Annotated in this window: 22 protein-coding genes; 10 read left to right on the top strand and 12 right to left on the bottom strand. The window is 61.5% G+C overall.

The genetic code is table 11. The features are described 5' to 3' along the window. Positions 1 to 2 precede the first annotated feature (2 nt). Entirely contained in the window at positions 3 to 1,247 is a 1,245-nt protein-coding gene (locus ACR0NT_RS09210) for an ABC transporter substrate-binding protein (RefSeq protein WP_170444063.1), read from the bottom strand. Positions 1,248 to 1,466: 219 nt separating this feature from the next. Here ACR0NT_RS09210 and ACR0NT_RS09205 point away from each other — a divergent pair, with 219 nt between their 5' ends. Together ACR0NT_RS09205 and ACR0NT_RS09200 are read left to right on the top strand one after the other, a co-directional pair. Continuing rightward, positions 1,467 to 2,204 (top strand): response regulator transcription factor, encoded by a 738-nt coding sequence (locus ACR0NT_RS09205; protein WP_170444065.1) that lies wholly within the window; start codon positions 1,467 to 1,469, stop codon positions 2,202 to 2,204. Next, positions 2,201 to 3,652: an ATP-binding protein gene (locus ACR0NT_RS09200; protein ID WP_170672864.1), complete on the top strand. Its 1,452-nt coding sequence runs from the start codon at positions 2,201 to 2,203 to the stop codon at positions 3,650 to 3,652. The genes ACR0NT_RS09205 and ACR0NT_RS09200 overlap by 4 nt, the downstream gene beginning before the upstream one ends. Before the next feature lie 5 nt (positions 3,653 to 3,657). Here the strand turns inward: ACR0NT_RS09200 and fliP are convergent, their stop codons facing one another. The 4 genes from fliP to fliF are packed head-to-tail and all read right to left on the bottom strand — an operon-like array spanning position 3,658 to position 6,854. Then, positions 3,658 to 4,389, bottom strand: coding sequence for a flagellar type III secretion system pore protein FliP (gene fliP, locus ACR0NT_RS09195; protein WP_170672862.1), 732 nt, complete (start codon positions 4,387 to 4,389; stop codon positions 3,658 to 3,660). After that, positions 4,389 to 4,676, bottom strand: coding sequence for a FliM/FliN family flagellar motor switch protein (locus ACR0NT_RS09190; RefSeq protein ID WP_170401225.1), 288 nt, complete (start codon positions 4,674 to 4,676; stop codon positions 4,389 to 4,391). The genes fliP and ACR0NT_RS09190 overlap by 1 nt, the downstream gene beginning before the upstream one ends. Continuing rightward, entirely contained in the window at positions 4,669 to 5,265 is a 597-nt protein-coding gene (locus ACR0NT_RS09185; RefSeq protein WP_170672859.1) for an ABC transporter ATP-binding protein, read from the bottom strand. The genes ACR0NT_RS09190 and ACR0NT_RS09185 overlap by 8 nt, the downstream gene beginning before the upstream one ends. Then, positions 5,265 to 6,854, bottom strand: coding sequence for a flagellar basal-body MS-ring/collar protein FliF (gene fliF / locus ACR0NT_RS09180; protein WP_170444073.1), 1,590 nt, complete (start codon positions 6,852 to 6,854; stop codon positions 5,265 to 5,267). The genes ACR0NT_RS09185 and fliF overlap by 1 nt, the downstream gene beginning before the upstream one ends. A gap of 119 nt (positions 6,855 to 6,973) precedes the next feature. On the opposite strand from fliF, the gene ACR0NT_RS09175 reads away from it, so the two are divergent. The 5 genes from ACR0NT_RS09175 to ACR0NT_RS09155 are packed head-to-tail and all read left to right on the top strand — an operon-like array spanning position 6,974 to position 11,695. Beyond that, positions 6,974 to 7,465 (top strand): flagellar basal body-associated FliL family protein, encoded by a 492-nt coding sequence (locus ACR0NT_RS09175; protein WP_170444075.1) that lies wholly within the window; start codon positions 6,974 to 6,976, stop codon positions 7,463 to 7,465. Positions 7,466 to 7,474: 9 nt separating this feature from the next. Then, on the top strand, positions 7,475 to 8,074 hold the full coding sequence (locus ACR0NT_RS09170; RefSeq protein ID WP_480442940.1) for a hypothetical protein: 600 nt from the start codon (positions 7,475 to 7,477) through the stop codon (positions 8,072 to 8,074). Continuing rightward, positions 8,071 to 8,646, top strand: coding sequence for a MotE family protein (locus tag ACR0NT_RS09165; protein WP_170444077.1), 576 nt, complete (start codon positions 8,071 to 8,073; stop codon positions 8,644 to 8,646). Before ACR0NT_RS09170 ends, ACR0NT_RS09165 begins: the two co-directional genes overlap by 4 nt. A gap of 38 nt (positions 8,647 to 8,684) precedes the next feature. After that, positions 8,685 to 9,554 carry a flagellar motor stator protein MotA gene (gene motA / locus ACR0NT_RS09160; RefSeq protein WP_170444079.1) on the top strand — a complete coding sequence of 290 codons (870 nt, stop codon included), beginning with the start codon at positions 8,685 to 8,687 and terminating at the stop codon, positions 9,552 to 9,554. Continuing rightward, complete coding sequence (locus ACR0NT_RS09155) at positions 9,551 to 11,695, top strand: hypothetical protein (protein WP_170672856.1); 2,145 nt, start codon at positions 9,551 to 9,553, stop codon at positions 11,693 to 11,695. Before motA ends, ACR0NT_RS09155 begins: the two co-directional genes overlap by 4 nt. Before the next feature lie 73 nt (positions 11,696 to 11,768). Here ACR0NT_RS09155 and ACR0NT_RS09150 read toward each other — a convergent pair whose 3' ends face one another. From ACR0NT_RS09150 to betB, 3 genes are all read right to left on the bottom strand, one after another. After that, positions 11,769 to 13,112, bottom strand: coding sequence for an MmgE/PrpD family protein (locus ACR0NT_RS09150; protein ID WP_170444083.1), 1,344 nt, complete (start codon positions 13,110 to 13,112; stop codon positions 11,769 to 11,771). Beyond that, positions 13,109 to 15,550 (bottom strand): FAD-dependent oxidoreductase, encoded by a 2,442-nt coding sequence (locus ACR0NT_RS09145; RefSeq protein ID WP_170672853.1) that lies wholly within the window; start codon positions 15,548 to 15,550, stop codon positions 13,109 to 13,111. The genes ACR0NT_RS09150 and ACR0NT_RS09145 overlap by 4 nt, the downstream gene beginning before the upstream one ends. A gap of 120 nt (positions 15,551 to 15,670) precedes the next feature. Next, positions 15,671 to 17,125 carry a betaine-aldehyde dehydrogenase gene (betB, locus tag ACR0NT_RS09140; protein WP_170672851.1) on the bottom strand — a complete coding sequence of 485 codons (1,455 nt, stop codon included), beginning with the start codon at positions 17,123 to 17,125 and terminating at the stop codon, positions 15,671 to 15,673. A gap of 191 nt (positions 17,126 to 17,316) precedes the next feature. Between betB and ACR0NT_RS09135 the strand changes: the two genes are divergently transcribed. Then, positions 17,317 to 17,646, top strand: coding sequence for a hypothetical protein (locus ACR0NT_RS09135; protein WP_170672849.1), 330 nt, complete (start codon positions 17,317 to 17,319; stop codon positions 17,644 to 17,646). Positions 17,647 to 17,660: 14 nt separating this feature from the next. On the opposite strand, the gene ACR0NT_RS09130 is transcribed toward ACR0NT_RS09135, so the two are convergent. Continuing rightward, positions 17,661 to 18,164, bottom strand: coding sequence for a potassium channel family protein (locus ACR0NT_RS09130; protein WP_170672847.1), 504 nt, complete (start codon positions 18,162 to 18,164; stop codon positions 17,661 to 17,663). A 76-nt stretch (positions 18,165 to 18,240) separates the two neighbouring features. Further along, positions 18,241 to 19,146 (bottom strand): oxygen-dependent tRNA uridine(34) hydroxylase TrhO, encoded by a 906-nt coding sequence (gene trhO / locus ACR0NT_RS09125; protein WP_170672845.1) that lies wholly within the window; start codon positions 19,144 to 19,146, stop codon positions 18,241 to 18,243. A gap of 115 nt (positions 19,147 to 19,261) precedes the next feature. Between trhO and pncA the strand changes: the two genes are divergently transcribed. Then, positions 19,262 to 19,855, top strand: coding sequence for a bifunctional nicotinamidase/pyrazinamidase (pncA, locus tag ACR0NT_RS09120; protein ID WP_170672843.1), 594 nt, complete (start codon positions 19,262 to 19,264; stop codon positions 19,853 to 19,855). Here pncA and ACR0NT_RS09115 read toward each other — a convergent pair. After that, positions 19,852 to 20,385 carry a hypothetical protein gene (locus ACR0NT_RS09115; RefSeq protein ID WP_170444097.1) on the bottom strand — a complete coding sequence of 178 codons (534 nt, stop codon included), beginning with the start codon at positions 20,383 to 20,385 and terminating at the stop codon, positions 19,852 to 19,854. The genes pncA and ACR0NT_RS09115 overlap by 4 nt on opposite strands. A 165-nt stretch (positions 20,386 to 20,550) precedes the next feature. Here ACR0NT_RS09115 and pncB point away from each other — a divergent pair, with 165 nt between their 5' ends. Beyond that, positions 20,551 to 21,843, top strand: coding sequence for a nicotinate phosphoribosyltransferase (gene pncB / locus ACR0NT_RS09110; RefSeq protein ID WP_170444099.1), 1,293 nt, complete (start codon positions 20,551 to 20,553; stop codon positions 21,841 to 21,843). Between the two features lie 3 nt (positions 21,844 to 21,846). Here the strand turns inward: pncB and ACR0NT_RS09105 are convergent, their stop codons facing one another. Continuing rightward, positions 21,847 to 23,298 carry an aldehyde dehydrogenase family protein gene (locus ACR0NT_RS09105; protein ID WP_170444101.1) on the bottom strand — a complete coding sequence of 484 codons (1,452 nt, stop codon included), beginning with the start codon at positions 23,296 to 23,298 and terminating at the stop codon, positions 21,847 to 21,849. Positions 23,299 to 23,315: the final 17 nt, after the last annotated feature.

Below are 23,315 nucleotides of genomic sequence, written 5' to 3'. Positions count from 1 at the left end.
GATCAGTAGCTGTTGGCCACCGCGTCCGCCAGTTGCTGAACCGCGTCAGCCGAGGACATGTCCGAGTTGAAATGCGCGGTCACAACATCGGTGATCGCACCAGCCTGCGACCCGCGCAGCGCCATGCCATGGGCATAGGACGGCAGCAGCGACCCGCCGGCCGAGGTTGTTCCCATGTCTTCGGCCGAAATTTTGGCGCAGATGTCGAACGCATCCAATGCCACGTCCGTCCGCGCTGGGATTGAGCCCTTGTTCAGGTTGAACACTTCCTGGAACTTGGGCGCAACGATCAGCTTGGCCAGCAGCTCCTGCCCGGCACGATTGTCGTCACCTTCGACTTCGAACATGGCAAAGCTGTCAACGTTGTACAGATAACCGTCGCCGGGGGTCGAGGCGCACAGGAAGTCTTCGCCGGGGGTCTTGCCCGCCGCAAGGAATTCACCCTTGGCCCAGTCGCCCATGATCTGAAACGCCGCTTCGCCGTTCATCACCATCGCGGTGGCAAGGTTCCAGTCACGGCCCGAGAAGTTCTCATCCACGTACCCGCGCAGCGTGCGCATCTGGTCAAAGACCTGAACCATCGTGTCCGAGGTCAGAGCCTCGGGGTCGAGATCGACGAAAGCCTTCTGATAGAATTCAGGCCCGCCAAGGCCCAGCGCAACCGCTTCGAACACGGTCGCATCCTGCCAGGCCTGACCGCCATGGGCCAGCGGGATCACCCCGGCGGCCTGCAGCTTTTCAGCGGCGGCGTTGAATTCGTCCCATGTGGTCGGCATTTCGATGCCGTTGGCGGCCAGAATATCGGCGTTGGCCCAGATCCAGTCGATGCGGTGCACATTGACCGGCGCTGCGCACCATGTGCCTTCGCACATCATATGCCCGGCAATCGAGGCAGGCAGCACGTCGGCCCAGCCTTCGGCCTCGGCCACGCCCGAGATATCGGCCAGAACGCCCTCTTCATACCATTCCTGAATGGCGGGGCCTTTCAGCTGAACGGCGGTCGGCGCATTGCCCGCCAGAACGCGGGCGCGCAGCGCGGTCATCGCCGCATCACCGCCGCCACCGGCAACCGGCATATCGGTCCAGGTCCCGCCGTTCGAGGCGAACTCTTCCTGCAGAACGGCCACCGATTTGGCCTCACCACCCGAAGTCCACCAATGCAGAACCTCAGCCTGCGGCTCGGCCAGAACCGACGTTCCGGCCACCACGGCCAGTGTCGACGCAGTAGCAAGTGCAAAACGCTTCATTACGTGTCTCCTCCCTAGAGAACTTAGTGACTGCAAAAGCAGCGATGCCCGACATACTGCGCCCGGATTGCTCTCTGGCAACGCGGAATCCGCGCCAAACCCCTGCCACCGTCCAATTTTTCACCGCTTTTGTTACAGCGTGTTACGTTGACATTGAATCTGTTTCCGTTCGTTACAATGCACGATACCGGAGGAGCAGAAACTGGGAGGACAAGCCGCGTGAGCATTCCGCGACTACTGGTGGTGGATGACGACCCCGAGATGCGGTCGATGATGACCCAATTCCTGCAGCAGAACGGGTTCATCGCCCTGCCCGCCAGTTCGGAAAACGAAATCCGGTCGCATCTGACCGCGGGCCGGATCGACCTGATCCTGCTGGACGTGATGCTGGGGGATGAGAACGGCGTCGAGATTTGCGCCCGCCTGCGCGCCGAGCAGGATGTGCCGATCATTCTGGTCTCGGCGCTGTCCGCCGATCATCAGCGCATGGCGGGGTATGAGGTCGGGGCCGATGACTATATCGCCAAGCCGTTCAACCCGCAGCTGTTGCTGGCCCGCGTCCGCGCGGTGATGCAGCGTGCCCGCCGCACGCCGTCACTGGCCTATCGCCGCCGCACGCGCAGCTTTCGGTTCAATAGCTGGATCTATGATGGCAAGCGGGACGAGGTGCACTCGCCCGACGGCTATCTGGTCTCTCTGTCACAACGGGAAACCGCACTGCTCAAGGTTCTGTTGGCCAATCCGCATATCCCCCTGACCCGAGATGAGATTGCCGCCGCGCTGGACGTCACCGGCAGTACGGACAAACCCGAGGCGCAGGGCCGCGCCATCGACATGCTGGTCGGACGGCTGCGATCCAAGATCGAGGCCAACCCGAAAGACCCGCAAATGCTGCGCACCGAACGCGGCGTCGGCTATGTCTTTGCCGCCGAAGTGTCCGTGGACGAGGGCGCATGACAGCGCGCGCCCCGCGCCTGCGCAGCCTAGGCTGGATCTGGACCGGGGCGGCCTTTGCCACCGGCCTTTTGTCCGCAGGGTTGTGGTTTTCTTCGGCCCGCGCCTGGGACGATTTTCTGACCCGCGCCTATGTCGCGGGCTTTGCTGTCTACGAAGAATTGCGGGGCGGAATAACCCCTCCGCCCGGTGTCACGGTTACAGCCTTGTCGCCACAGGCGGTACACTTGGCCAATGCGGGCCAGTTCGAGCAACTGCCGGGCCTGTCGGACCGCAGCTTTGTCACCAACCTGTCGATTCTGACCGACAACACCGCCCCTTTGGCCGGGCGTGAGCTGACGCTGGCGGTGATGTCCGACCGGCTGGTCTATCCGGTATCCGATATCCTGTCGCGTATCGACCAGACCGGGGCCGAAAAGATGGGCAACCTGACCCGCCTGCTGGCCACCTATTGCAGCGAACCAATCCTGATCGCCCGGTTCGGGCGCAATGACTGGCGGCAGGTGGACGGCACCAATGTCTGGGGGTGCAAGGCCGCCCCCGCCGATCTGCGCCTGCCCGCCATTCTGGCCGCGGTCGTCGCGCTGGCGGTCATCCTGACCTCGGTCGGCAATGTTTCGGATACCTTTACCCGGTTTGCCGGCGCGCTGCGCGATCGCAAACGCCGGGGCGGGCCGAACAGCTATGACGCCGATGGCCCGGCGGAACTGCGCGAGATCGTCTCGGCCGTCAACGATCATCTGGATGCCGAGCGCGCGCAGCTGGAAAAACGCGCCACCGTTCTGTCCGGGGTCAGCCACGATCTGGGCACGCCCGCCACACGGGTCCGCCTGCGCGCGGCGCTGATCCCCGATGACGAGCTGCGCGAAAAGCTTGAGGCTGACGTGGATCAGATGACCGGCATGATCGAAAGCGTGCTGACCTACACGCGATCCGAATTGAGCGTCGAAGAACCGCGCCAGATCTCGCTGACCGCGCTGGTCGAGTCTCTTGTCGCCGATTACCAGGACATGGGCTTGCCGGTGACGCTGAGGAAAATCGCCCCGGTCGCGGTCGAGGGCGCGCCCTCGGTCTTCATGTCGCGGCGCGGACACGGTTCACTGCCGGAAACGCGGCGGATGCTGGTGATGGGGCGGCCGATCTCGTTGAAACGCGCGCTGACCAACCTGATCGACAACGCCCTGAAATACGGCCGTCATGCCGAGGTGCAACTGGAAACCGATGCCCGCAGGGCCACCATAACGGTCGAAGACAAGGGGGCCGATCTGTCCGTTTCAGATATCGAAGCGCTGATGGCGCCGTTCCGCCGCGGGTCCAATACCGGGTCCTCGGACGGGTTCGGCCTTGGCCTGACCATTGTGGCCACGATCGCCGAACAGCATGGCGGTTCGCTCAGTTTCGAGGCCGGGGATCAGGGTTTACGGGCGCGGCTGCAGATCACCCGGCAGTGACTGCTCTAGGTCATGTAACTGCGCACCAATGCTCCGGCGATCAGCGACCAGCCATCCGCGATGACGAAAAATGCCAGCTTGAACGGCAGTGATACGGTCGCAGGCGGCACCATCATCATCCCCATCGACATCAGCACCGCCGCCACCACCAGATCGATGATCAGAAACGGCAGGAAGATCAGGAAACCGATCTGAAAAGCGCGGGCGATCTCGGACAGCATGAAAGACGGCATAAGGATCGACAGCGGCGCCTCGGGCGACAGCGCGATGGCGTCTCCACCGGGGCGCAAGGCGGCCATGGAGTGAAACGTATCGGGGTCCAGCCGCGCAGCCATGAAGGCGCGGAACGGTTGGATGGCAATCTCAAGCGCTGGCTCAACCTCCATCGTTTCCTCGACCATCGGTTTGATGCCAGTGGTCCAGGCCTCGGTAAAGACCGGTTCCATGATGAAATAGGTCAGGAACATCGCCAGGCTGACGATCAGCATGTTGGGCGGCGATTGCTGCAGCCCAATACCCTGCCGCAAAATGGCCAGAACGGTGATCAGAAACGGAAAACAGGTGATCATGATTGCCAGCCCCGGCGCGAGGCTGAGCACTGTGATCAACAGGATCAGCTGGATGGTCCGCGCCGAGATCGAGCCCCCCTCGCCCAGTGACAGCGACAGCTCCTGCGCTGCAGCCAGCGATGGGGACACGGTCGCAAGCACAACAACCAGCCAAAGCAGAATCCGCATCAACCGATCCCGTTCTGCAAATCCGCGATCTCGGTCAGGCGTACGGCGAGCTGCCCGGCCTGATCGCCCTCCATCTCTTCCAGCAGGCCACGGGCGACCAGTTGATCACCGACATACAGGTCGACCGGATCCTCGATCCGCTTGTCCAGCGTCAGCACGGCGTTTTCGCCCATGTTCAACAGGTCGCGGATCAGGGGCCGTGCACGTCCGACCGAGACCGTAACCTCGATCGGGACGGCTTCGAACGGGTTGGCTTTTTCGGGTTTCGGGGTCTGGGAATCACTCATGGCTCACTGCCTCTTTTGCCTCAAATACATATGCGTCGAATGCCCCGGCGACCGAGGTGAGCAGCCCGCTGCAATCCACCTCACGCTGCGAGGTGCCGACCTGCAATCGCGCCTGTCCGGCCTCCAGCGACGGGTCTTCGATCACGCGCGTGGGTGAGGACAGGTCTTGCGGCAGCAGGGCCTCAACCTCGTCCGTGCGGCCTGCGGGTACGAATATCTGCATCGGCTGACCGACCTGCGCGCGCGCCATGTCGGTCAGTTGCTCAACCAGCCGTGCGGCAAAGCCCCGATCCAGCGTCTCGGGCAGAACAACCTGCACCAGACTTTGAAACATCGGCTCCAGCGACAGGGTCATCCGGGTGACGGCCTCGTGATAGGTAAAGGACATGTCCTCCAGCGATTTGGCCAGTTCAGCCGAGACCTGCCCCCGGCTCTGCTCCTGTGCCTGAACCGCGTCTTCCCAACCGGCGCTGTAGCCTTGTTCAAAGGCGGCCAGCCGGTATTCTTCCAGCGCGTCCTCGTCCAGCAGGTGCAGCTTGCCGCCGCCGGCCTGCAGGGTGAAATCCTCAAGAAGATGGGCAATCGACATCAGACACGCTCCTCCCCTTCTTCGAGCCAGCTGCGCAGGATTTCGACGGTTTCTTCCTGTTTGTCGCCGATCATCGCCCGCAGCCGGTCCACAGGATCAGCGCCCTGCTGCGCGGCCAGCGCCGGAACGTCACCAGCAGGTGCCTGCCCCGGCAGCGAAGTGAATTGTCCATTCTCGTCGGTTGCGATTTCGCCGGTCAGATAGGCCTCAGGCTCCGGAGCAGTCCCGGCAGGCAACAACGCGGGCGCCATTGCCGGTTTCGTCAGAATCGGGCGGATCACGAACAGGCCGAGCACCAGCGAGACAATCGCCAGAACCGCCATCTGGATCAGCGACATCGCGTCGAAATGTACCTTTTGCCAAACCGAGGCCGTGGCCATAGTGCCCTGCGGCTCAACCACCGGCAGGTCCAGAGATTTCAGGGTAATGACGTCCCCGCGCGCCTCGTCAAACCCTACCGCCGAGGCCACCAGCTCTTTCAAAGCGTCCATCTCGGCCTCGGGCATCGGCTTGAATGCCTCAACCCCGGCCGCGTCCACCGTGCGCGTTCCGTTGACCAGAACCGCCACGGTCAAGCGTTTGATCGCACCGGGAGCGTTGTGAACCTCCAATTCAGTCTCGGAAACCTCATAATTCACTCGCTCGCGCGTCTGCGTCGCGTTGGAGTTCGATTCGTCGCCGCCAGCACCATCCCCATCCGGCAGGTTCGACGCCACCGTGACATCGGCAGACTGGTTACGGGCGCTGTCCGAGCGTTCTTCGACATCGGTACTGATGGCGACGCGGCCATTGGGGTCAAAGCGGCGTTCGCGGATGGATTCGGTCTTGGTCACCGTATCGACACTGACCTCGACCACAGCATTCCCGGTGCCGACACGCGCCTCGACCAGCCTCATCACCCGTTCGCGCAGCTGTCGCGCCTTGTCATCCGCCGTATCAGCGGCAACGGCCGTTTCCTGCGCCCCTATCACCGCCCCGTTCGAATCGACGACCGTAACATTCTCGGGTGCCAGACCGCTGACGGCCGAGGCCACTAGAAACCGGATCGCCTTGGCCTGATCGGACGTGACCTGCGCCCCCGACGGCACTAGGTAGACCGAAGCCGTCGGCGCCACGCTGCGCTGGAACGGATTGGTCGACCCGTTGGCGATATGCACACGAGCTTGGCCGACATGGGGGCTGCCGACGATGGTGCGAGCCAGTTCCCCTTCTTTCGCACGCCAATAGGCGGCATCGAACATTTGTGACGTGGTGCCAAAGCCGCTGAGCGAATCCAGCAGCTCATAGCCCTGATTGCCATTCGCGGGCAGGCCTTCGCTGGCAAGGGTCATGCGCAGCTCATCCCGCTGCGCCCCGGGCACATAGATCGAGCCGCCCCTGATCTCGTACGTAACCCCGCGCTGTTCCAGCGAGCGGACGATATCCCCTGCGGCCCCGCTTTCCAGCCCCGCATAGAGCAGGGTCATCGACGGTGCCGTCACAAGGCGCGACATCGCAAGGACCCCAAGAAATACCAGCACAACCGCACCGGCAACGATGATTTGTTTACGCCTGTCCAAACTTGCCCAGACAGTTCCGATCTGCTGCACGCTCACCTCCGACTCGCCGACATTCTGCCCGGCGCATCCCCTGTTTGGACGATTGCCCTTAACAATCGGTTAGTCCCTGCCGGGTTATGACGATTGCAGAACGGACAAATGAGGACGTCATGACTGACGCGACTGCAGAACAGGCAGAAGCCCCGGAAAAGTCTGGGAAAAAGGGGCTGATCATCGGGGTGATTCTGGCCGTGGCCGGGGCGGCTGGCGGGTATTTCCTGACCACGTCCGGAATGCTGCCTTTCGGCGGCAAATCCGCGATGGAAGAGGCCAAGGACAAGGGCAAGCCGGTCAAGGCGCTGCCGCAGGTGGGTTTCATCGACCTGCCGCCGGTGATCGTGTCGGTGAACGCAGGCGATTCGCGGCATCTGAAATTTCACGCTCAGCTTGAGGTGAACAGCGAATACGCCGCCGATGTCGAGAAGATGAAGCCGCGAATCATGGACATCCTGAACGGCTATCTGCGCGCGGTCGAAGTGTCGGATCTTGAGGATTCACTGGCCCTGATGCGCATTCGCGGCCACCTGCTGCGGCGCATTGAAATTGTCGTCGGCGAGGGGCGCGTGCGCGATGTCCTCGTGATGGAATTCGTATTGAACTAGGAGGCGAAGTTGGAGCTGATTGCAGATATTTTTCTGGTCGCCGGCGCGCTGGGTGCGGGTCTTTATTGTTTTGTGCTGTCCCGGCGGCTCAAGCGGTTCACCGATCTGGAAAAGGGCGTTGGCGGCGCGGTTGCCGTGCTGTCGACCCAGGCCGATGAGCTGAAAAAGTCGCTGGGCGCGGCGCGGGAGGCGTCGGACCAGTCCGGTGAGGTTCTGAAAGAGCTGACGCAACGGGCCGAATCGGTCGCCCAGCGCCTCGAGCTGATGATGGCTTCTATGCACGATGTCGTGCCGCCCGAAGAAAAGGCTGCGAAGACGGCCGAACCGGAACCAGCCAAAACCGCAAAAGAGACAATCGCAAAACCTGAGGCGGATGAGGAAACAACCACAGCAGAGACGGAAGAAACTCCTGATTCGAACGAAAAGTCTGCAGAGCCGGAAGACAGTGTTGAAGCGGCCGACAAGCCAAAACAGCCGGAAGACACCGCTGAAGCAAGGGAAAAGTCCGCAGAGACGGACAGCGAAACACCTGCCGCAACCCCGGCCAAGCGGCCCGATGGCCTGATGTTTTTCCGGCACGACCGGTCTCGGAGTGAGGCAGCGACATGACCCGCAAGCCAACCGAAAAACGGCCAAAGAGTGGTGTGCTGGCGGTCATCTCATTGCTGATGATCGGGTCGGCCGCGATTCGCATCGGGTTGGAGGCAGGTCCCGCGCTGGCAAAAGGTGCCGAGCCTGCAATGCCCGAGGCCAAGCAAGCACGGGCCGATTTACCTGGTGCACAGGTTTTGCTGAGCGAGTTGCTGCGCCGGGAAGAGGCGCTGGAACAGCGCGAGGCGGCAGTCCTGGACAAGGAAAAGGCGCTGGCCATTGCCGATCAGGCGATCGAGACCCGTCTGGTTGCGCTGCAAGAGGCTGAAGAAGCCCTGCGCGAAACACTCTCCATCGCCGAAAAGGCCGCCGAGTCCGACCTGACGCGCCTGACAGATGTTTATCAAAGCATGAAACCCAAAGACGCCGCCGCCCTGTTTGAGACGATGGACCCGAGCTTTGCCGCCGGCTTTCTGTCACGGATGCCGCCGGACGCGGCGGCGGGCGTTCTGGCCGGGCTGAGCCCCGAGGCCGCTTATACGATCAGCGTCATTATGGCTGGCCGCAACGCGGCAGTGCCGCAGGAATAACATTTCAACCCCGCACAGGGCTTTGCTGGAGACCACCCATGATCGGATTAATCGGAATTGTCGTCATTTTCGCCATGGTGTTCGGCGGCTATCTGGCTGCGGGCGGCAAGATGGCCATCATCATGAAGTCGCTGCCGTTTGAGATGATGATGATCGGCGGCGCCGCCGTCGGGGCCTTTATGATCAGCAACGACATGAGCGCCGTCAAACACACAATCAAAGACATGGGCAAGGTGTTCAAAGGCCCGAAATGGAAGCCAGAGGATTATCGCGATCTGCTGTGCCTGCTGTTTTCGCTGATCCGCATCGCCAAGGCCAACCCGGTCGAGGTTGAGCAACATATCGAAGACCCGGAAAACTCGTCTTTGTTCTCGGCCTACCCCAGAATTCAGGCTGATAGAGAAGCCGTTGATCTGATCTGCGACACGATGCGGTCCGCTTCGATGAACTATGACGATCCGCATCAGGTGGAAGAGGTGCTGGAAAAGCGGATGGAGACGAATTTTCACCACGCCATGCACTCCAGCCACGCCCTGCAGACGGTTGCGGATGGCCTGCCCGCCCTGGGCATCGTGGCGGCGGTTCTGGGGGTGATCAAGACGATGGGCTCGATCGACCAACCGCCTGAGGTATTGGGCAAACTGATCGGCGGTGCGCTGGTGGGGACCTTTCTGGGCGTGTTTCTGGCCTATGGTCTGGTCGGCCCCTTTGCCGGCAAACTGAAGGCGGTGGTCGAAGAGGACAACCATTTCTACCAATTGATCAAAGAGGTTCTGGTCGCCAACCTGCACAACCACAATGCCGCCATGTGTATTGAGGTCGGGCGTCAGAACACGCCGACCCATAACCGCCCGGATTTCACCGAGCTTGAAGAAGCACTGAAAGAACTCAAGCAGGCAGCCGCATGACCCGGTTTGCGCTGATTGTTTCCGCCCTGATGGCAGCAGCCACCGGCGCCACCGCGCGGGATGTGACCGTGCGCTCGGGCGAGCATGACGGCTATACAAGGCTGGTTGTTCAGGTTCCGCCAGACACCGGCTGGGTATTGAAACAAACGAAAAACGGCGCGCGCCTGAACGTCGCGCTTGAGGATGTGGCGTTTCGAACAGGGGCGGTGTTTCAGCGCCTGACCCAGAACCGCTTGGCCACCCTTTCCCAGGCTGAACCCGGTGCGCCCCTTGAACTGGAGTTCGGTTGCGACTGTGTCGCCTCGGCCTTTCTGTTCAAGAATACGATGATCGTGGTGGACATCGCGCCCGGCACTTTCCTGCCACCGCTTACCAGCGACATTCCGGCTCTGGCTCTGCCCAAAGCCCCGAAGGAAAATATAACGCCCGGGCAGGATCAGAGTATCGCGGCACTTGAACTGCCCTTGCTGAACCTGAACGCGAGCGGGTTCGAAGACCAGCTTGCAACGCGCCTGCTACAGGGTGCTGACCGTGGCATCATCGATCTGAACATTGCCCCGGTGGGGCCACGTGCCTCGGTTGGCAACCAAAGCCTGCTCATGCCGGCAGACGTGGAGCTGAACGTTCAGGTAACCTCAATTCTGGACACCCTGAACGGGCTTTTGGGTCCGGATGTTCCTCAGCTGGAACGACGCCCCCCCTGCGTATCCAGCGCCGAGCTTGCTTTGGATGACTGGTCCGGTGAACGCCCGTTTGCCGAACAGACGGCACAGCTGAGGGCGGATCTGTTTCAGGAGTTCGACGCCATCGACAAGACCCGCGCGCTGCAATTGGCAAAGCTCTACGCCTATTCCGGATTCGGTGCCGAAGCCATCAGAGCACTGGATCTGCTGGGTGAGCGGTCCGTGGAAACCGAACGCATCGCTGCCATTGCCCGCGTTCTGGACGACGGGCCACTGACAGAACCGAACCCGTTTACGGGCCTGCAGCGGTGCGATAGCGACGCCGCTTTGTGGGCTGCCCTGACCGAGGGCCGCTTGCATGAAGACGCCAATCTGATCGCGATTGAGCAGACCTTTGCGCGCCTGCCGAACCATCTGCGCCGCCATGTCGGGCCAAGGCTGTCAGACATTCTGGTGGACGGGCAGGAATTGGAAGCCGCCCGCCGTGTCTTGCGCTCGGTGGATCGTGTCGAGACTCTGGTCAGCGCAGACACCACGCAGGCCAAAGCAAAGGTCGCCACGGCCGAGCACGATGCCCCCCGGACCGAAGCCTTGCTGACCGAAGTGATCGGGGCCCCGGACGCCACGCTGGAAGCCCCGCTGGCGCTGGCCCGGCTGGTTGACAAACGCTGGCTGGAGCGTGGGGCGGTCTCACCGCAAGAGCTGGATCTGGCGGAATCCTACACGGTCGAGTTTCGCCGGTCGGATATCGGCCTGATGATGCAACAAACGCACGCTGTTGCCCTGAGCCTTGGGCAGGAATTCGATGCGGCGCTGGACGTGACGGCAGAGCTGCCCGAGGATGACGGCTCAGCCGAGACGCTTAACCGCGTGGTGTTCGTTCTGACCGAACGGGCCGACGATGCCACCTTTCTGCGCCGCATCCTGAGCCTGCGCCAAGCCCAGACACAGGGGCTGACAACCGATGCGGCAATTGCGGTTGCAGACCGGTTGGCCGAGCTTGGGTTTGCAAGGCAGGCGCAGGCCCTTGCGAAACGCCCTCAGGACAGGCTCAAGCGCGGGGAACGGGCCCGGTTGCGGGCCAAGGTGGCATTACTGGCGCAACGCCCGCATCAGGCGATGCTTGAGCTGGGAGATGATTCCACGGAACAGGCCGTTTCACTGCGGGCCGCAGCCCTGCAAGCCGCGGGCGATTTCGCGGCGGCGGGCGAGTTGATGCGCGCCTCGGGACACGTGGAGGAAGCGAACCGGCTGTTCTGGCTGGCCGATCTGACGGAAAAGGCGGATCAGGATGACGGTACGAAATTCAGCCATGTTGCGAAAGCAACCCGAGGTTTGACGGTCTTACCGCTGCGCGTTCCTGAAAAACCACTGGCCGACGCGGAAGCCCTGTTGCAGGACAGCGCCGACACCCGGCAAAGGATTGCCGACCTCTTCGCGATGTTGAAGGAACAGTAAAACAGGCTCTAACCGGCAGTAAAATCGGTGTCAGAACTAATGTCACTCGGATCAATGGCCGGGCGCCCACCGCTCAGGGGCCGAAAATCAAGGGCGACAAGTCAGCGTATCGGGAGTTCGGGGTAACCCAGCCCAGAATGACATTGCGGATCGCCTCGGCACGCGCCGCGCCGATGACCGGGGCGGCGAATTCCATGTATTTGGCGATCACCTCATCCCGGCTGATCGGAGCTTCGGGGCCGCCGCGGGCGTGAATGTCTCCGGAGTCCAATACCCGCCCATCGGTGGTGGCGATGCTGACATCTGCCCAGCGGCCCTCGGGAAATCGGGAGTTGTGCCGGTCAGATTCAGCCACGCTAATACGCGTCATCAAATCTGCCACGGCCGGGTCAGACAGCCCCGAGCCGGAAATGTGCTCGACGCCTATCCGGCCATATATAGCCTGCACTGCTACGGCAAAGGGCAGAGAATACTGGGCCTGAGACGTCGTATCCGGCATTCCGGCGTACAGGCAGGCCGCTTGGTGGAAACTGTTGATCTGAATGGATTTAATCCGGTCATGGGACAACGTGTTGTTCCGCATCACCGCCCGGACGCCATCTATCGCCGCATGGGCCCAGCGGCAGATCGGGTAGGGTTTCACATATTGATGCTCAACCTGCCAGAACTGCCCCAGATCGGCCCAATAGGGGGCAGCGGCCTCGGCTTCGATTGTGATGGCAGGTGCGCCAGTAAAGCCACGCTCGGCCAGAATTGCGGCAGAAATACCAACCAACGCGCCCCAGCCCGAGCCGTCATGCAGCATCGTCGGGTTGGCAATCTCGCGCATCATCTGGCTGCGGGGGCCGTGGTACTCGGCAATTCCCATCGCCTGCCGCATCTGTTCGGATGTGAACCCCCGCAACCGCGCGGCCATCGCCACCACGCCCAGCGCGTTCCACGCGCCCGAGGTGTGGTAGTCATCGACCGACGCGTGCAACGACAACCCGGCGCGACCGGCGATTTCGTAACCGGTGATCACGGCAGCCAGAGCTTCGGGCCCCGTCAGATCAGGCCGATGTTCCGCCAGAGCGATCAGTGCCGGCAGAACCACAACCCCGATATGCCCTTTGGTCGGGTTATATCCATCATGCCCGTCCAGATTGTCGGTCTGGGTAGCGGCGGCATAGGCCGCGCCTGCCATGCTGACCGGGCGACCGTCGAACATCATCCGCGTGCTGTAGGCCGGATCGGAACTTGCATAGAGCAGCGCCGCTGTGTCACGCGCAATCACCCCGGCCTCCATCGGGCCCGAGGCGATCAGGATGCCCATCGTGTCCAACATCATCAGCGCCGCCGCCTCTTTGGCACTGTCCGGCATCTGATCAGCCGGGCGGTTCAGGGCAAAATCGGCAACGCGCATGATGGTATCGGTCATGACGCGCCCTCTGTCACCGGGTGGATGTCACGCAATCGGTGACCCTTGGGATCAAAGGGCGGTTCCGCAAGAATCCTGGCCCTGTGTTGCTTGCCCAGGATGAAGATTTCAACCGTATCACCCGGACCTGCCACCTTGGGGTCGGCATATCCGATGGCCAGAGACTTGCCGACCGAGTACCCATAGGCGCCCGAGGTCACGCGACCCACGGGTGTGCCATCGGGGGTAAAGATCGGCTCACCACCTGAGGCATCGGCCACATCGGCGTCGACCTCGAAGATCGACAGAACCTCGCGCGCCGGGTTGTCCTTGATGGTCAGATAGGCCTCTTTGTGCAGGAACTCCTTGTCCAGCTTGATCAGGCCCGCCAGCCCCACCTCTTGCGGCCAATATTCCTGAGAATACTCGCGGCCCCAGGACCCATAGCCCTTTTCGATGCGCAGCGACCCCAGCGCGCGGCCACCGACCGGACCGCCGTTCAGATCCTTTGCAGCCTCCAAAAGTGCAGAATAGAGCCTGATTTGGTCCTCTTCTGCACAATGCAATTCCCATCCAAGATCACCGGTAAAGCTGACGCGGATGGCAAGGCAGATAACCCCGGCGACCTCGATCGTGCGGGACCGCATGAATCGGAAGCCTTCGTTGCTCAGGTCCGCGTTGGTCAGTCGCTGTAACAGATCGCGCGATTTCGGCCCGGCCACGTTAAAGCCTGCAATGCGGTTGGTGGCGACCTCGAAAGTGGTGCCCTCGGGCAGATCGACCATGTTGAAGAAACGCTGGTGATAGCGCTCGGCCATGCCCGAGCCGATCATCATATACTCGTCGTCAGCGACCTTGGTGATGGTGAAATCTCCGGCCACCCCCCCGCGGACCGAGATCAACGGGGTCAGGCAGGACCGCCCAACCTCGGTCGGCACCCGGTTGGCGACAAGACAGTCGAGCCACTCGTAGGCTCCTGGCCCCTTGATCACGTAATTGGCGAAGTTCGAGATATCGATGACGCCCACATGATCCCGCAGCATCTGCACTTCGCGCCCCACCGGCTCCCACCAGTTCTGACGGGTGAAGCCGTTGGTTTCCACCGCGCCGGGTTGATTGGCAAACCAAAGCGGGTGTTCCCAACCGCAGTTCAGGCCAAAGACGCAGCCCATGTCCTTTTGCATCTGATAGGCCGGGCGCACTCGGGCAGGACGACCGGCGCTGCGTTCTTCGTTCGGGAAATGGATGGCAAAACGGTGTGTGTAGACATCCTCGACCCGTGCTTTGGTGAATTTCTTGTCGGCCCAGTCACCGAACCGAGCCAGATCCCAGGCGAACATGTCGTATTGCGGCTCGCCCTCGATCATCCACTGCGCCGACAACAGGCCAAGACCGCCCGATTGCGAGAATCCGGGGATGATCCCGGTGCAGCAGAAATAGTTCTGCAGCTCGGGCACCGGCCCCCAAAGCGCGTTGGAATCCGGAGACCAGATCATCGGCCCGTTGATCACCCGCTTGACCCCCGCAGTCGCGGCCACGGGCACGCGTTCGGTGGCGCGGATGACGTTTTCCATGATGCGGTCCAGATCGTCGGGGAACAGGTCATGGGCGAAATCCAGCGGCGTGCCATTTTCCGCCCAGAACCGCATATCTTTTTCATAGGCGCCGATCAGCAGGCCGTTGCCCTCTTGCCGGAAGTAATACTCGCCATCCCGGTCGGCGATCGACGGAAGGCGGCGGCCCAAAGCGGCGACCTCGTCGATCGCCTCGGTGACAAAGTACTGGTGTTCGGTCGGTTGTAGCGGCAGCTCGATCCCGGCCAGCGCGGCCACCTCGCGCCCCCAGAGGCCGCCTGCGTTCACCACCCATTGCGTTTGAATGTCACCCTTTTCGGTGCGCACAATCCACGACCCATCAGGCTGCTGATCAGTGCCTATTACAGGGCAAAACCGCTCAATCGTGGCCCCCAGTGCACGCGCACCGGCGGCGTAGGCATGGGTCACACCAGACGGGTCCACATTGCCGCCATCGGGTTCGTACATGATACAGCGGATGTCGTCGAACTGCGCCAGCGGGTGCAATTCCTTGGCCTGTTCCCGGCTGATCTCATAGAAGTTCAGACCGTAGAACTTCGCCTTGGCCTCTTGCAGGCGCAGCTGGTGCTCGCGATTTTCGGTCTGTGCCAGATACAGCGATCCGGGCTGGAACACACCGCACCCCTGCCCGGTTTCCTTTTCCAGCTCTTTATACAGGTTCATCGTATAATGCTGGATACGGGTGATGTTGTTGTTGTCGTGCAGCCCATGAATGTTGGCCGCCGCGTGCCAGGTCGAGCCCGAAGTCAGCTCATCCCGTTCCAGCAAGACCACATCGGTCCAGCCGAGCTTGGCCAGATGGTAGAGGATCGAACAACCAACAAGACCGCCTCCGATCACAACGGCCTGAGCGTGGGTTTTCATGGGCGGACCTCCTGCTTGCGAACTAAGCGCTTGTTGGAAAGTCAGCCACAGGTCAGGGGCAGCTTATGCTCTGTTCCCGACGCGAAATGTCGGGAACAGAGCGTGGATCGCCGGTTTCGATCAGTAGGGCGCCTCGACATCGTTCATCGAGACATAAACCGTCTTCATATCGCTGAAGTGGTTGATCGCCAATTTCGAGTTCTCGCGCCCGACGCCCGACATCTTGGACCCGCCGAACGGCGCCTCAACCGGGGCGAGGTTGTAGGTGTTGATATAGCAGGTGCCCGCCTCGAAACCCGCCACGATACGGTGGGCGCGGGTCAGGTCGTTGGTAAAGACGCCTGCGGCCAGGCCGAATTCGGTGTCATTGGCGCGGGCCATGACCTCTTCTTCGGTGTCGAAATCCAGCACCGACATGACCGGGCCAAAGATCTCCTCGCGTGCGATGGTCATGTCGTCGGTCACATCGGCAAAGACGGTGGGCTGCATGTAGAAACCATCGCCGTCGATCCGCTCGCCGCCATAGACCAGACGTGCGCCCTCGGCCCTGCCCTTTTCGATATAGCCCAGCGCAATGTTCATCTGGTTTTGGCTGACCATGGGGCCAAAGTTGACCTCTTCATCCAGCGGGTCGCCGATTTTCGCGGTTGCCAGACGTTCGGACAGGCGGGCAAGGAAGGCTTCTTTGATGCCTTTCTGCACGAACACGCGGGTACCGTTGGAACACACCTGACCCGAGGAATAGAAATTCCCCAGAATTGCGCCCGACACGGCGTTTTCGATATCGGCATCATCAAACACGATCATCGGGGACTTTCCGCCCAACTCCATGGTCACGTGCTTCATGCCATCCGCTGCGGCAGCATAGACCTTTCGGCCCGTCGGCACCGAGCCGGTCAGCGAGACCTTGGCGACGCGCGGGTCGGTCACCAACGACGCGCCGACATCGCCATAGCCCTGCACCACGTTATAGACGCCTTTGGGCGCGCCAGCCTCGATCAGAATCTCGGCCACTTTCAGCGCCGACAAAGGCGTGATTTCCGAGGGTTTGAACACCATCGTGTTGCCACAGGCCAGCGCGGGCGCGCCCTTCCAGCAAGCGATCTGGGTTGGATAGTTCCACGCACCGATGCCGACGCAGACGCCCAGCGCCTCGCGGATCGTATAAACGAAGTCGCCACCGCCCAGCGGGATGTGTTCACCGGTCAGCGAGGCTGCCAGACCACCGAAATACTCCAGCGCGTCAGCACCACTGGTCGCATCGGCCACCAGCGTTTCCTGCAGGGGTTTGCCAGTGTCGTGGGTTTCCAGAACCGACAGGTCATGGTTGCGCGCGCGCATGATGTCGGCAGCGCGACGCAGAACGCGGCCACGCTCGGTGCCTGACATCGCAGCCCACTCGGCCTGAGCCGCTTTAGCACTGTTTAGAGCCTGATTTATGATCTCAGGCGTGGCGGAGTGCAGCCGCGCGATGACCTCTCCGGTGGCCGGATAGATGACGTCGATCGGGGCGCCATTGGTGTCTTCGACATATTCGCCATTGATGAAATGGCTGGCCTTGGGCTGAAACTTCATGCCGCGTCCTTTTCTGTTCGGATGTCCCTTTGAGACAGGGAAATGAGTGCGTTGCGCACGGGAATATCTTTTATTGATTGGCCAGTCAATAAACGCGTGAGCAGGCGTGTTTTTGCTTAGCCAAAAGGGTCTACTCTTGAAATGAAAGGTTAATGTTCTATTTATGTTCTACACAGTCAGAGGATCACCCGATGACCCGGAACATGCGAAACTCGGCCCTGAGCGGCCCGACAAACGACTATCATCTGCTGCCCGTCACCGACCGGCAGATGCGCTATGCCCGCGCCATCGCGGAACAGTCGGCGCTGGATATTCCGGTCGAGGCACAGCGCGACCGGCGGTCGATGTCAGCCTGGATATCGGCGCACAAACCGGATGATCCGTCGCCCTTTGCAAATTACCCGACGGGCAAGCAGATCGCTTTTGCCGAGCGTATTTCACGCAGCAAGCGCAGGCCGATCCCGTCCGAGTGTTTCCGCGACAAACAGATGATGTCGCGCTGGATCGATCACAACAAATAACCCTTGATCAGAGCCTATTCCTGGCTGTGTGTGCGGGCGTACAAAGCAACGGCAGCGGCGACAAACATGCCCAGCAGGATATACCCGGTCACGGCCTCGGCCACAGCCAGCCCGCGGCACAGGCCCGTGGGGGACATGTCCCCGTACCCGACCGTGGTGAAGGTGACATATGAGAAATAGAGGATATCCGCAGGCCCCTTCGCCCCAAGCACGCAATTGTCGGTGTAACCGAACGCGCCATAGGCGGCCGCAAACAGGAAGGGGACGACCTGGATGAAGGACACCCCCATCAGGAACAAAAGCCGCCGCGGGGATTTCACCTGCGTCATGTAGAACCAGGATTGCGAGACGATCCACAGCACCAGCCCCACCGACGCAATCGTGCCGATCGTGTCCCCGGCGGCGGCCTCACTCAGACGCGACAGGCCGAACCACGCAACGAAGCTGGCGACGACCATGCCTGCGGCGGCCAGAAACGTCGATTTCCATTCTGCCAAAGTCGTGGGCTTGCGGGCCATGGGGCCTCCAACACGCTGATATCGCCTGAATTATCCAGATTCCAATGCGCCGCTGCAACCGGAATTGCGAACAGGCCTAGCCGGCGCCCAGATGCTCCTGCCCGCGCAACCGCGCCAGCTGGATCTGTTTCTGCCGCTCACGGAACCGCGTCTTGTCAGCCTCGGAGGTCTCGTCGATGCACTGATGGCAGGACACGCCATGTTCATATTCGGGGCGTTTCATGTCCTCGGGCAGGATCGGGCGGCGGCAACCGTGACACAGGTTGTGTGGTCCTTCGACCAGCCCGTGACCGACGGACACGCGGTTGTCGAACACGAAACATTCCCCCTGCCAGGTGCTGTCCTCGGGGGGCGTCTCCTCGAGATAGCGCAGGATGCCGCCCTTCAGGTGATAGACATCCTCAACCCCCTGCCCCAGCAGGAAATTGGTGGACTTTTCGCACCGTATACCGCCAGTGCAGAACATCGCCACGCGCTTGTTGTGGAAGCGCTCCTTGTTTTCCTCCCACCAGGCCGGGAAATCGCGGAAACTGGCTGTTTCAGGGTCTATTGCGCCCTCGAATGTGCCAATTGCCACTTCGTAATCGTTACGGGTGTCGATCACCACCACATCATCCGAGCGGATCAGATCGTTCCAGTCCTCGGGCTCGACATAATTGCCAACCCGGGCACGCGGATCGATATCCGGCTGGCCCATGGTCACGATCTCTTTCTTCAGGCGCACCTTCATCTTGCCGAAGGGCGGGTGGCCGGCGGTGGCCTCTTTCCAGTCCAGATCGGCACAGCCCGGCAGCGCGCGGATATGGGCCAGCACCGCGTCGATCCCGGCGCGGGGGCCTGCGATGGTGCCATTGATCCCCTCTTGCGCCAGCAGCAGCGTGCCTTTGACCAATTGCGCGCGGCACAGGTCAAGCAGCGGCTCGCGCAGTGCGGCGGGATCGGCGAAACGGGTGAAATGGTACAGGGCAGCGATCGTATACATGCATGTGATCTAAACCTGCAGGTCCAGCGCCGCAAGCCATCGGGGGATTGCCCGGCGCAAGATTGACGATCCCGCCCCCGCCCCGTACCGATAGAAAGCCCGAGGAGACACCGCGATGACCCATGCCCTGATTGTAATCGACGTCCAGAATGATTTCTGCCCCGGCGGCGCGCTGGCTGTACCCGCAGGGGATGAGATCGTCGCCCCGATCAATGCGATGATGGATGATTTCGACGCCGTGATCCTGACGCAGGACTGGCATCCGGCGGGGCATTCCTCATTCGCCAGTTCGCATCCGGGCAAAACCCCCTATGACGTGACCGAAATGCCCTATGGCCCACAAGTGCTGTGGCCGGACCATTGCGTGCAGGGCACGCCCGGCGCGGCGTTTCATGCCGATCTGCGCAGCGATGGCGACCTGATCATTCGCAAAGGGTTTCGCAGCGCCATCGACAGCTATTCGGGGTTTTTCGAAAACGACCAATCCACGCCAACGGGCCTTGAGGGATATCTGAGAACACGCGGCATCGACAAACTGACCCTTGTTGGTCTGGCGACGGATTTCTGCGTCCATTTTTCGGCCGTGGACGCCGCGCGGCTTGGGTTTGACGTGACTGTGCGGATGGAGGCCTGCCGGGCCATCGATCTGGACGGGTCCCTGGCCGCGGCCGAAACCGCGATGCGCGCGGCCGGCGTGACACTGTGCTAGGGCGCGGTGCCCGCCGACGCCAGATATTTCAGAACCACGATCACAACCACCGCCAGCCCAAGTGCGAATCCGATTCTCCCCTGGATCGAACGCCTTTTGGGTTTCGGCCCGGAGGAGCCTTGCGGTTTGCTTATCCGCTCCTGAACTTCGGATGGCACGTCGTCCTGTGGCCGGGCTGTTTTCACGTCATCGATAAACTGCCGGATGTCGAAGGCGCCACAATATTCGCCCTTCACACCCACCGCCCTGATATTGGCGAACAGCGCACGCAGGATGCGTTCCCGCTCGGCCGTGTCCTGCGGGCGGAAATATCCGTGTGCAAGATTGCTGTTGGTGGGTTCCAGGCCGAACCCGGCCTCTTCGAAAATCATACGGATTTTGGGAGAAGCCGTGCGCAGGGCCTCGGCGGTGCTGGCACGACGAAACTGAGCACGCGTTGCCCTGTCCGCGGGCGCTGCGGGCTTCGCTGATCCGGAATTCGTTTCGTCAGCATCAATCGTTACAATATCAAAGTCGTACTCGAGACCCATTCACCGACTTAACCTTGTTCTTCCATCCCCTTTTTCTACTAACCAACGAAAAGATCAAACAATATGCTCGTATTGTGTTCTGACCTTGTCATTGTCTTCAATCTAGCGACTCTTGCCAATCCACGCACCTATTGATCTAACAACGGAAATCGCAGGAGTTCCACAATGGTCGATATTGCGACACGCGTGTACAATCATAAATGGAAGATTGACCCGATTGTCCGGTCTTTGATCGACACTGACTTCTACAAACTGCTGATGTGCCAGTCAGTGTTTCGAAATAAGCCCCAAACGGATGTGGTGTTTTCGCTGATCAACCGGTCGAATCACATTCCGCTGGCCCAGCTGATCGACGAAGGCGAACTGCGCGAACAGCTGGATCACATCCGATCGCTCAGCCTCAGCAGGGGCGAAAGCACCTGGCTGCGCGGCAATACATTCTACGGCAAACGGCAGATGTTCCGCTCGGATTTCATGGAGTGGTTCGAGAACCTGCGCCTGCCGCCCTATCACCTGGAACGCAAGGGTGATCAGTACGAGCTGACCTTCGAGGGCAAGTGGCACGAGGTCATGCTGTGGGAAATCCCCGCGCTGGCGGTGCTGATGGAGCTGCGATCCCGCGCGGTTCTGAACGACATGCGCCGGTTCGAGTTGCAGGTGCTCTATGCCCGCGCCATGACCCGCGTGTGGGAAAAGATCGAGCAGTTGCGGGACATCGATGGCCTCGGCATTGCTGATTTCGGCACCCGCCGTCGGCATTCCTTCCTGTGGCAGGACTGGTGCGTACAGGCGATGATCGAAGGGCTGGGGTCGGCGTTTTCCGGCACCTCGAACTGCCTGATCGCCATGCGGCGCGAGGTCGAAGCCATCGGCACCAACGCCCATGAACTGCCCATGGTCTATTCCGCACTGGCCGAAACCGACGAGGCGCTGGCACAGGCGCCCTATGAGGTCCTCAGCGACTGGCATGACGAACATGACGGCAACCTGCGCATCATCCTGCCCGACACCTATGGCACGCAGGGTTTTCTGGACAATGCGCCCGACTGGCTTGCGGGCTGGACCGGTATCCGCGTCGACAGCGGCGATCCGGCGGCCGGGGCCGAAATTGCGATCAACTGGTGGAACTCGCGCGGCGAGGACCCGACGCAGAAACGGGTGATTTTCTCGGACGGGCTGGACGTGGACAAGATCCGCGAGCTTCACGGCCAGTTCGCTCACCGCACCAAGGTCTCGTTCGGGTGGGGCACTCTGCTGACCAATGATTTCCGTGGACTGGTGCCGGATGACGCGCTGGCGCCGTTCTCGTTGGTCTGCAAGGCGGTGTCGGCCAATGGTCGCCCGACCGTGAAACTGTCGGACAACCCGGAAAAGGCGATGGGGCCGCAGGACGAAATCGAACGCTATAAAAGGGTGTTCGGTGTCGGTGCGCAGGAACCGATCGAGGTGATCGTTTAGACCCTAACCATGGAAAGCCGCGACAGTTTTCAGTTGCGAGAACCCGTAAAGGGCCTCGAACCCTTTTTCGCGGCCGTGGCCTGATTTACCCACGCCGCCGAACGGCAATTCAACACCCCCGCCGGCGCCGTAATTGTTGATGAACACCTGCCCCGAGCGCAGCCGTTTCGCAAGCCGCATCTGCCGCGCGCCATCGCGGGTCCATATGCTGGCGACCAGCCCGTAATCGGTGCTGTTGGCGATCAGCACGGCCTCTTCCTCGGTGTCGAAGGGGATCAGAACCTGAACCGGGCCGAAAATCTCGTCGCGCGCCAGAACGTGGTCGGGTGGAACATCGGCAAACAAGGTTGGCCGGACATACGCACCCTGCGCCGAGGCGTGATCAACGATCCGCCCCCGCCCGGCAATGCTCAGATCAGAGCCCTTGGCCAGAAACCCGGTCACGACCTCTTTCTGCCGGGCCGAGATCAGCGGACCAACCCGCAAATCCTCATGCGCCGGACCAACGGTCAGATCGGCATAGGCCGCCGCCATGCGGGTTTTGACCTGCTCATACACCCCCCGCTGCACCAGAATGCGCGATGAGGCCGAGCAGGTCTGCCCGGCGTTCTGAATGCCCGCATTGACCAGAAACGGCAGCGCGGCGTCCAGATCGGCATCGTCGAACACCAATTGCGGGGATTTCCCGCCCAATTCCAGCGTCACCGGCACCACATTGCGCCCTGCCGCCTGCTGCACCAGCGCTCCCGTCGCGACCGAGCCGGTGAACGAGATATGGTCGACGCCCGGATGCCCGGACAGTGCGGCCCCGGCCTCGGCCCCCAAGCCGGGCACCACGTTCAACGCGCCCGCAGGTAAACCAGCCTCCTGCGCCAGATGGGCAAAGGCCAATGCGGTCAGACAGGCCTCTTCCGCCGGTTTCAACACGCAGGCATTACCCATTGCCAGCGCTGCCCCGACCGAACGGCCGATGATCTGCATCGGATAGTTCCACGGCACGATATGGCCGGTCACCCCATGCGGTTCGCGCAGGGTATAGACGGTGTAGCCGTCCAGATAGGGGATCGTCTCGCCCATTACCTTGTCCGCTGCACCCCCGTAGAATTCGCAATACCGCGCCAGGGCCACCGCATCCGCCCGCGCCTGGGTCAGCGGCTTGCCTACATCCATCGCCTCGATCCGCGCCAGATCATCCACGCGGTCCAGAACCAACTGACCCAACCGGGTCAGGATACGGCCCCGTTCCAGCGCGGTTTTATGCCCCCAATCGCCTTGCAGCGCGGCGCGCGCGGCCTGCACGGCGGCATCGATATCTGCCGCGCCCCCCCGCGCAATCCGGCAAATCTCGGACCCGTCCGACGGGTTGATCAATGGAATATCCGCCTGAGAGGTAGGGCTGACCCATTTGCCGCCGATCAGACACAGGCCGGGATTGAACCAGAGGGGGTTGGACATTTGGGCCTCCTTTCAGG

This window comes from Ruegeria sp. AB10, from assembly GCF_056542745.1.
Note: the sequence above shows the minus strand (reverse complement) of the source record. Positions and strands in the feature narration are given on the sequence as shown.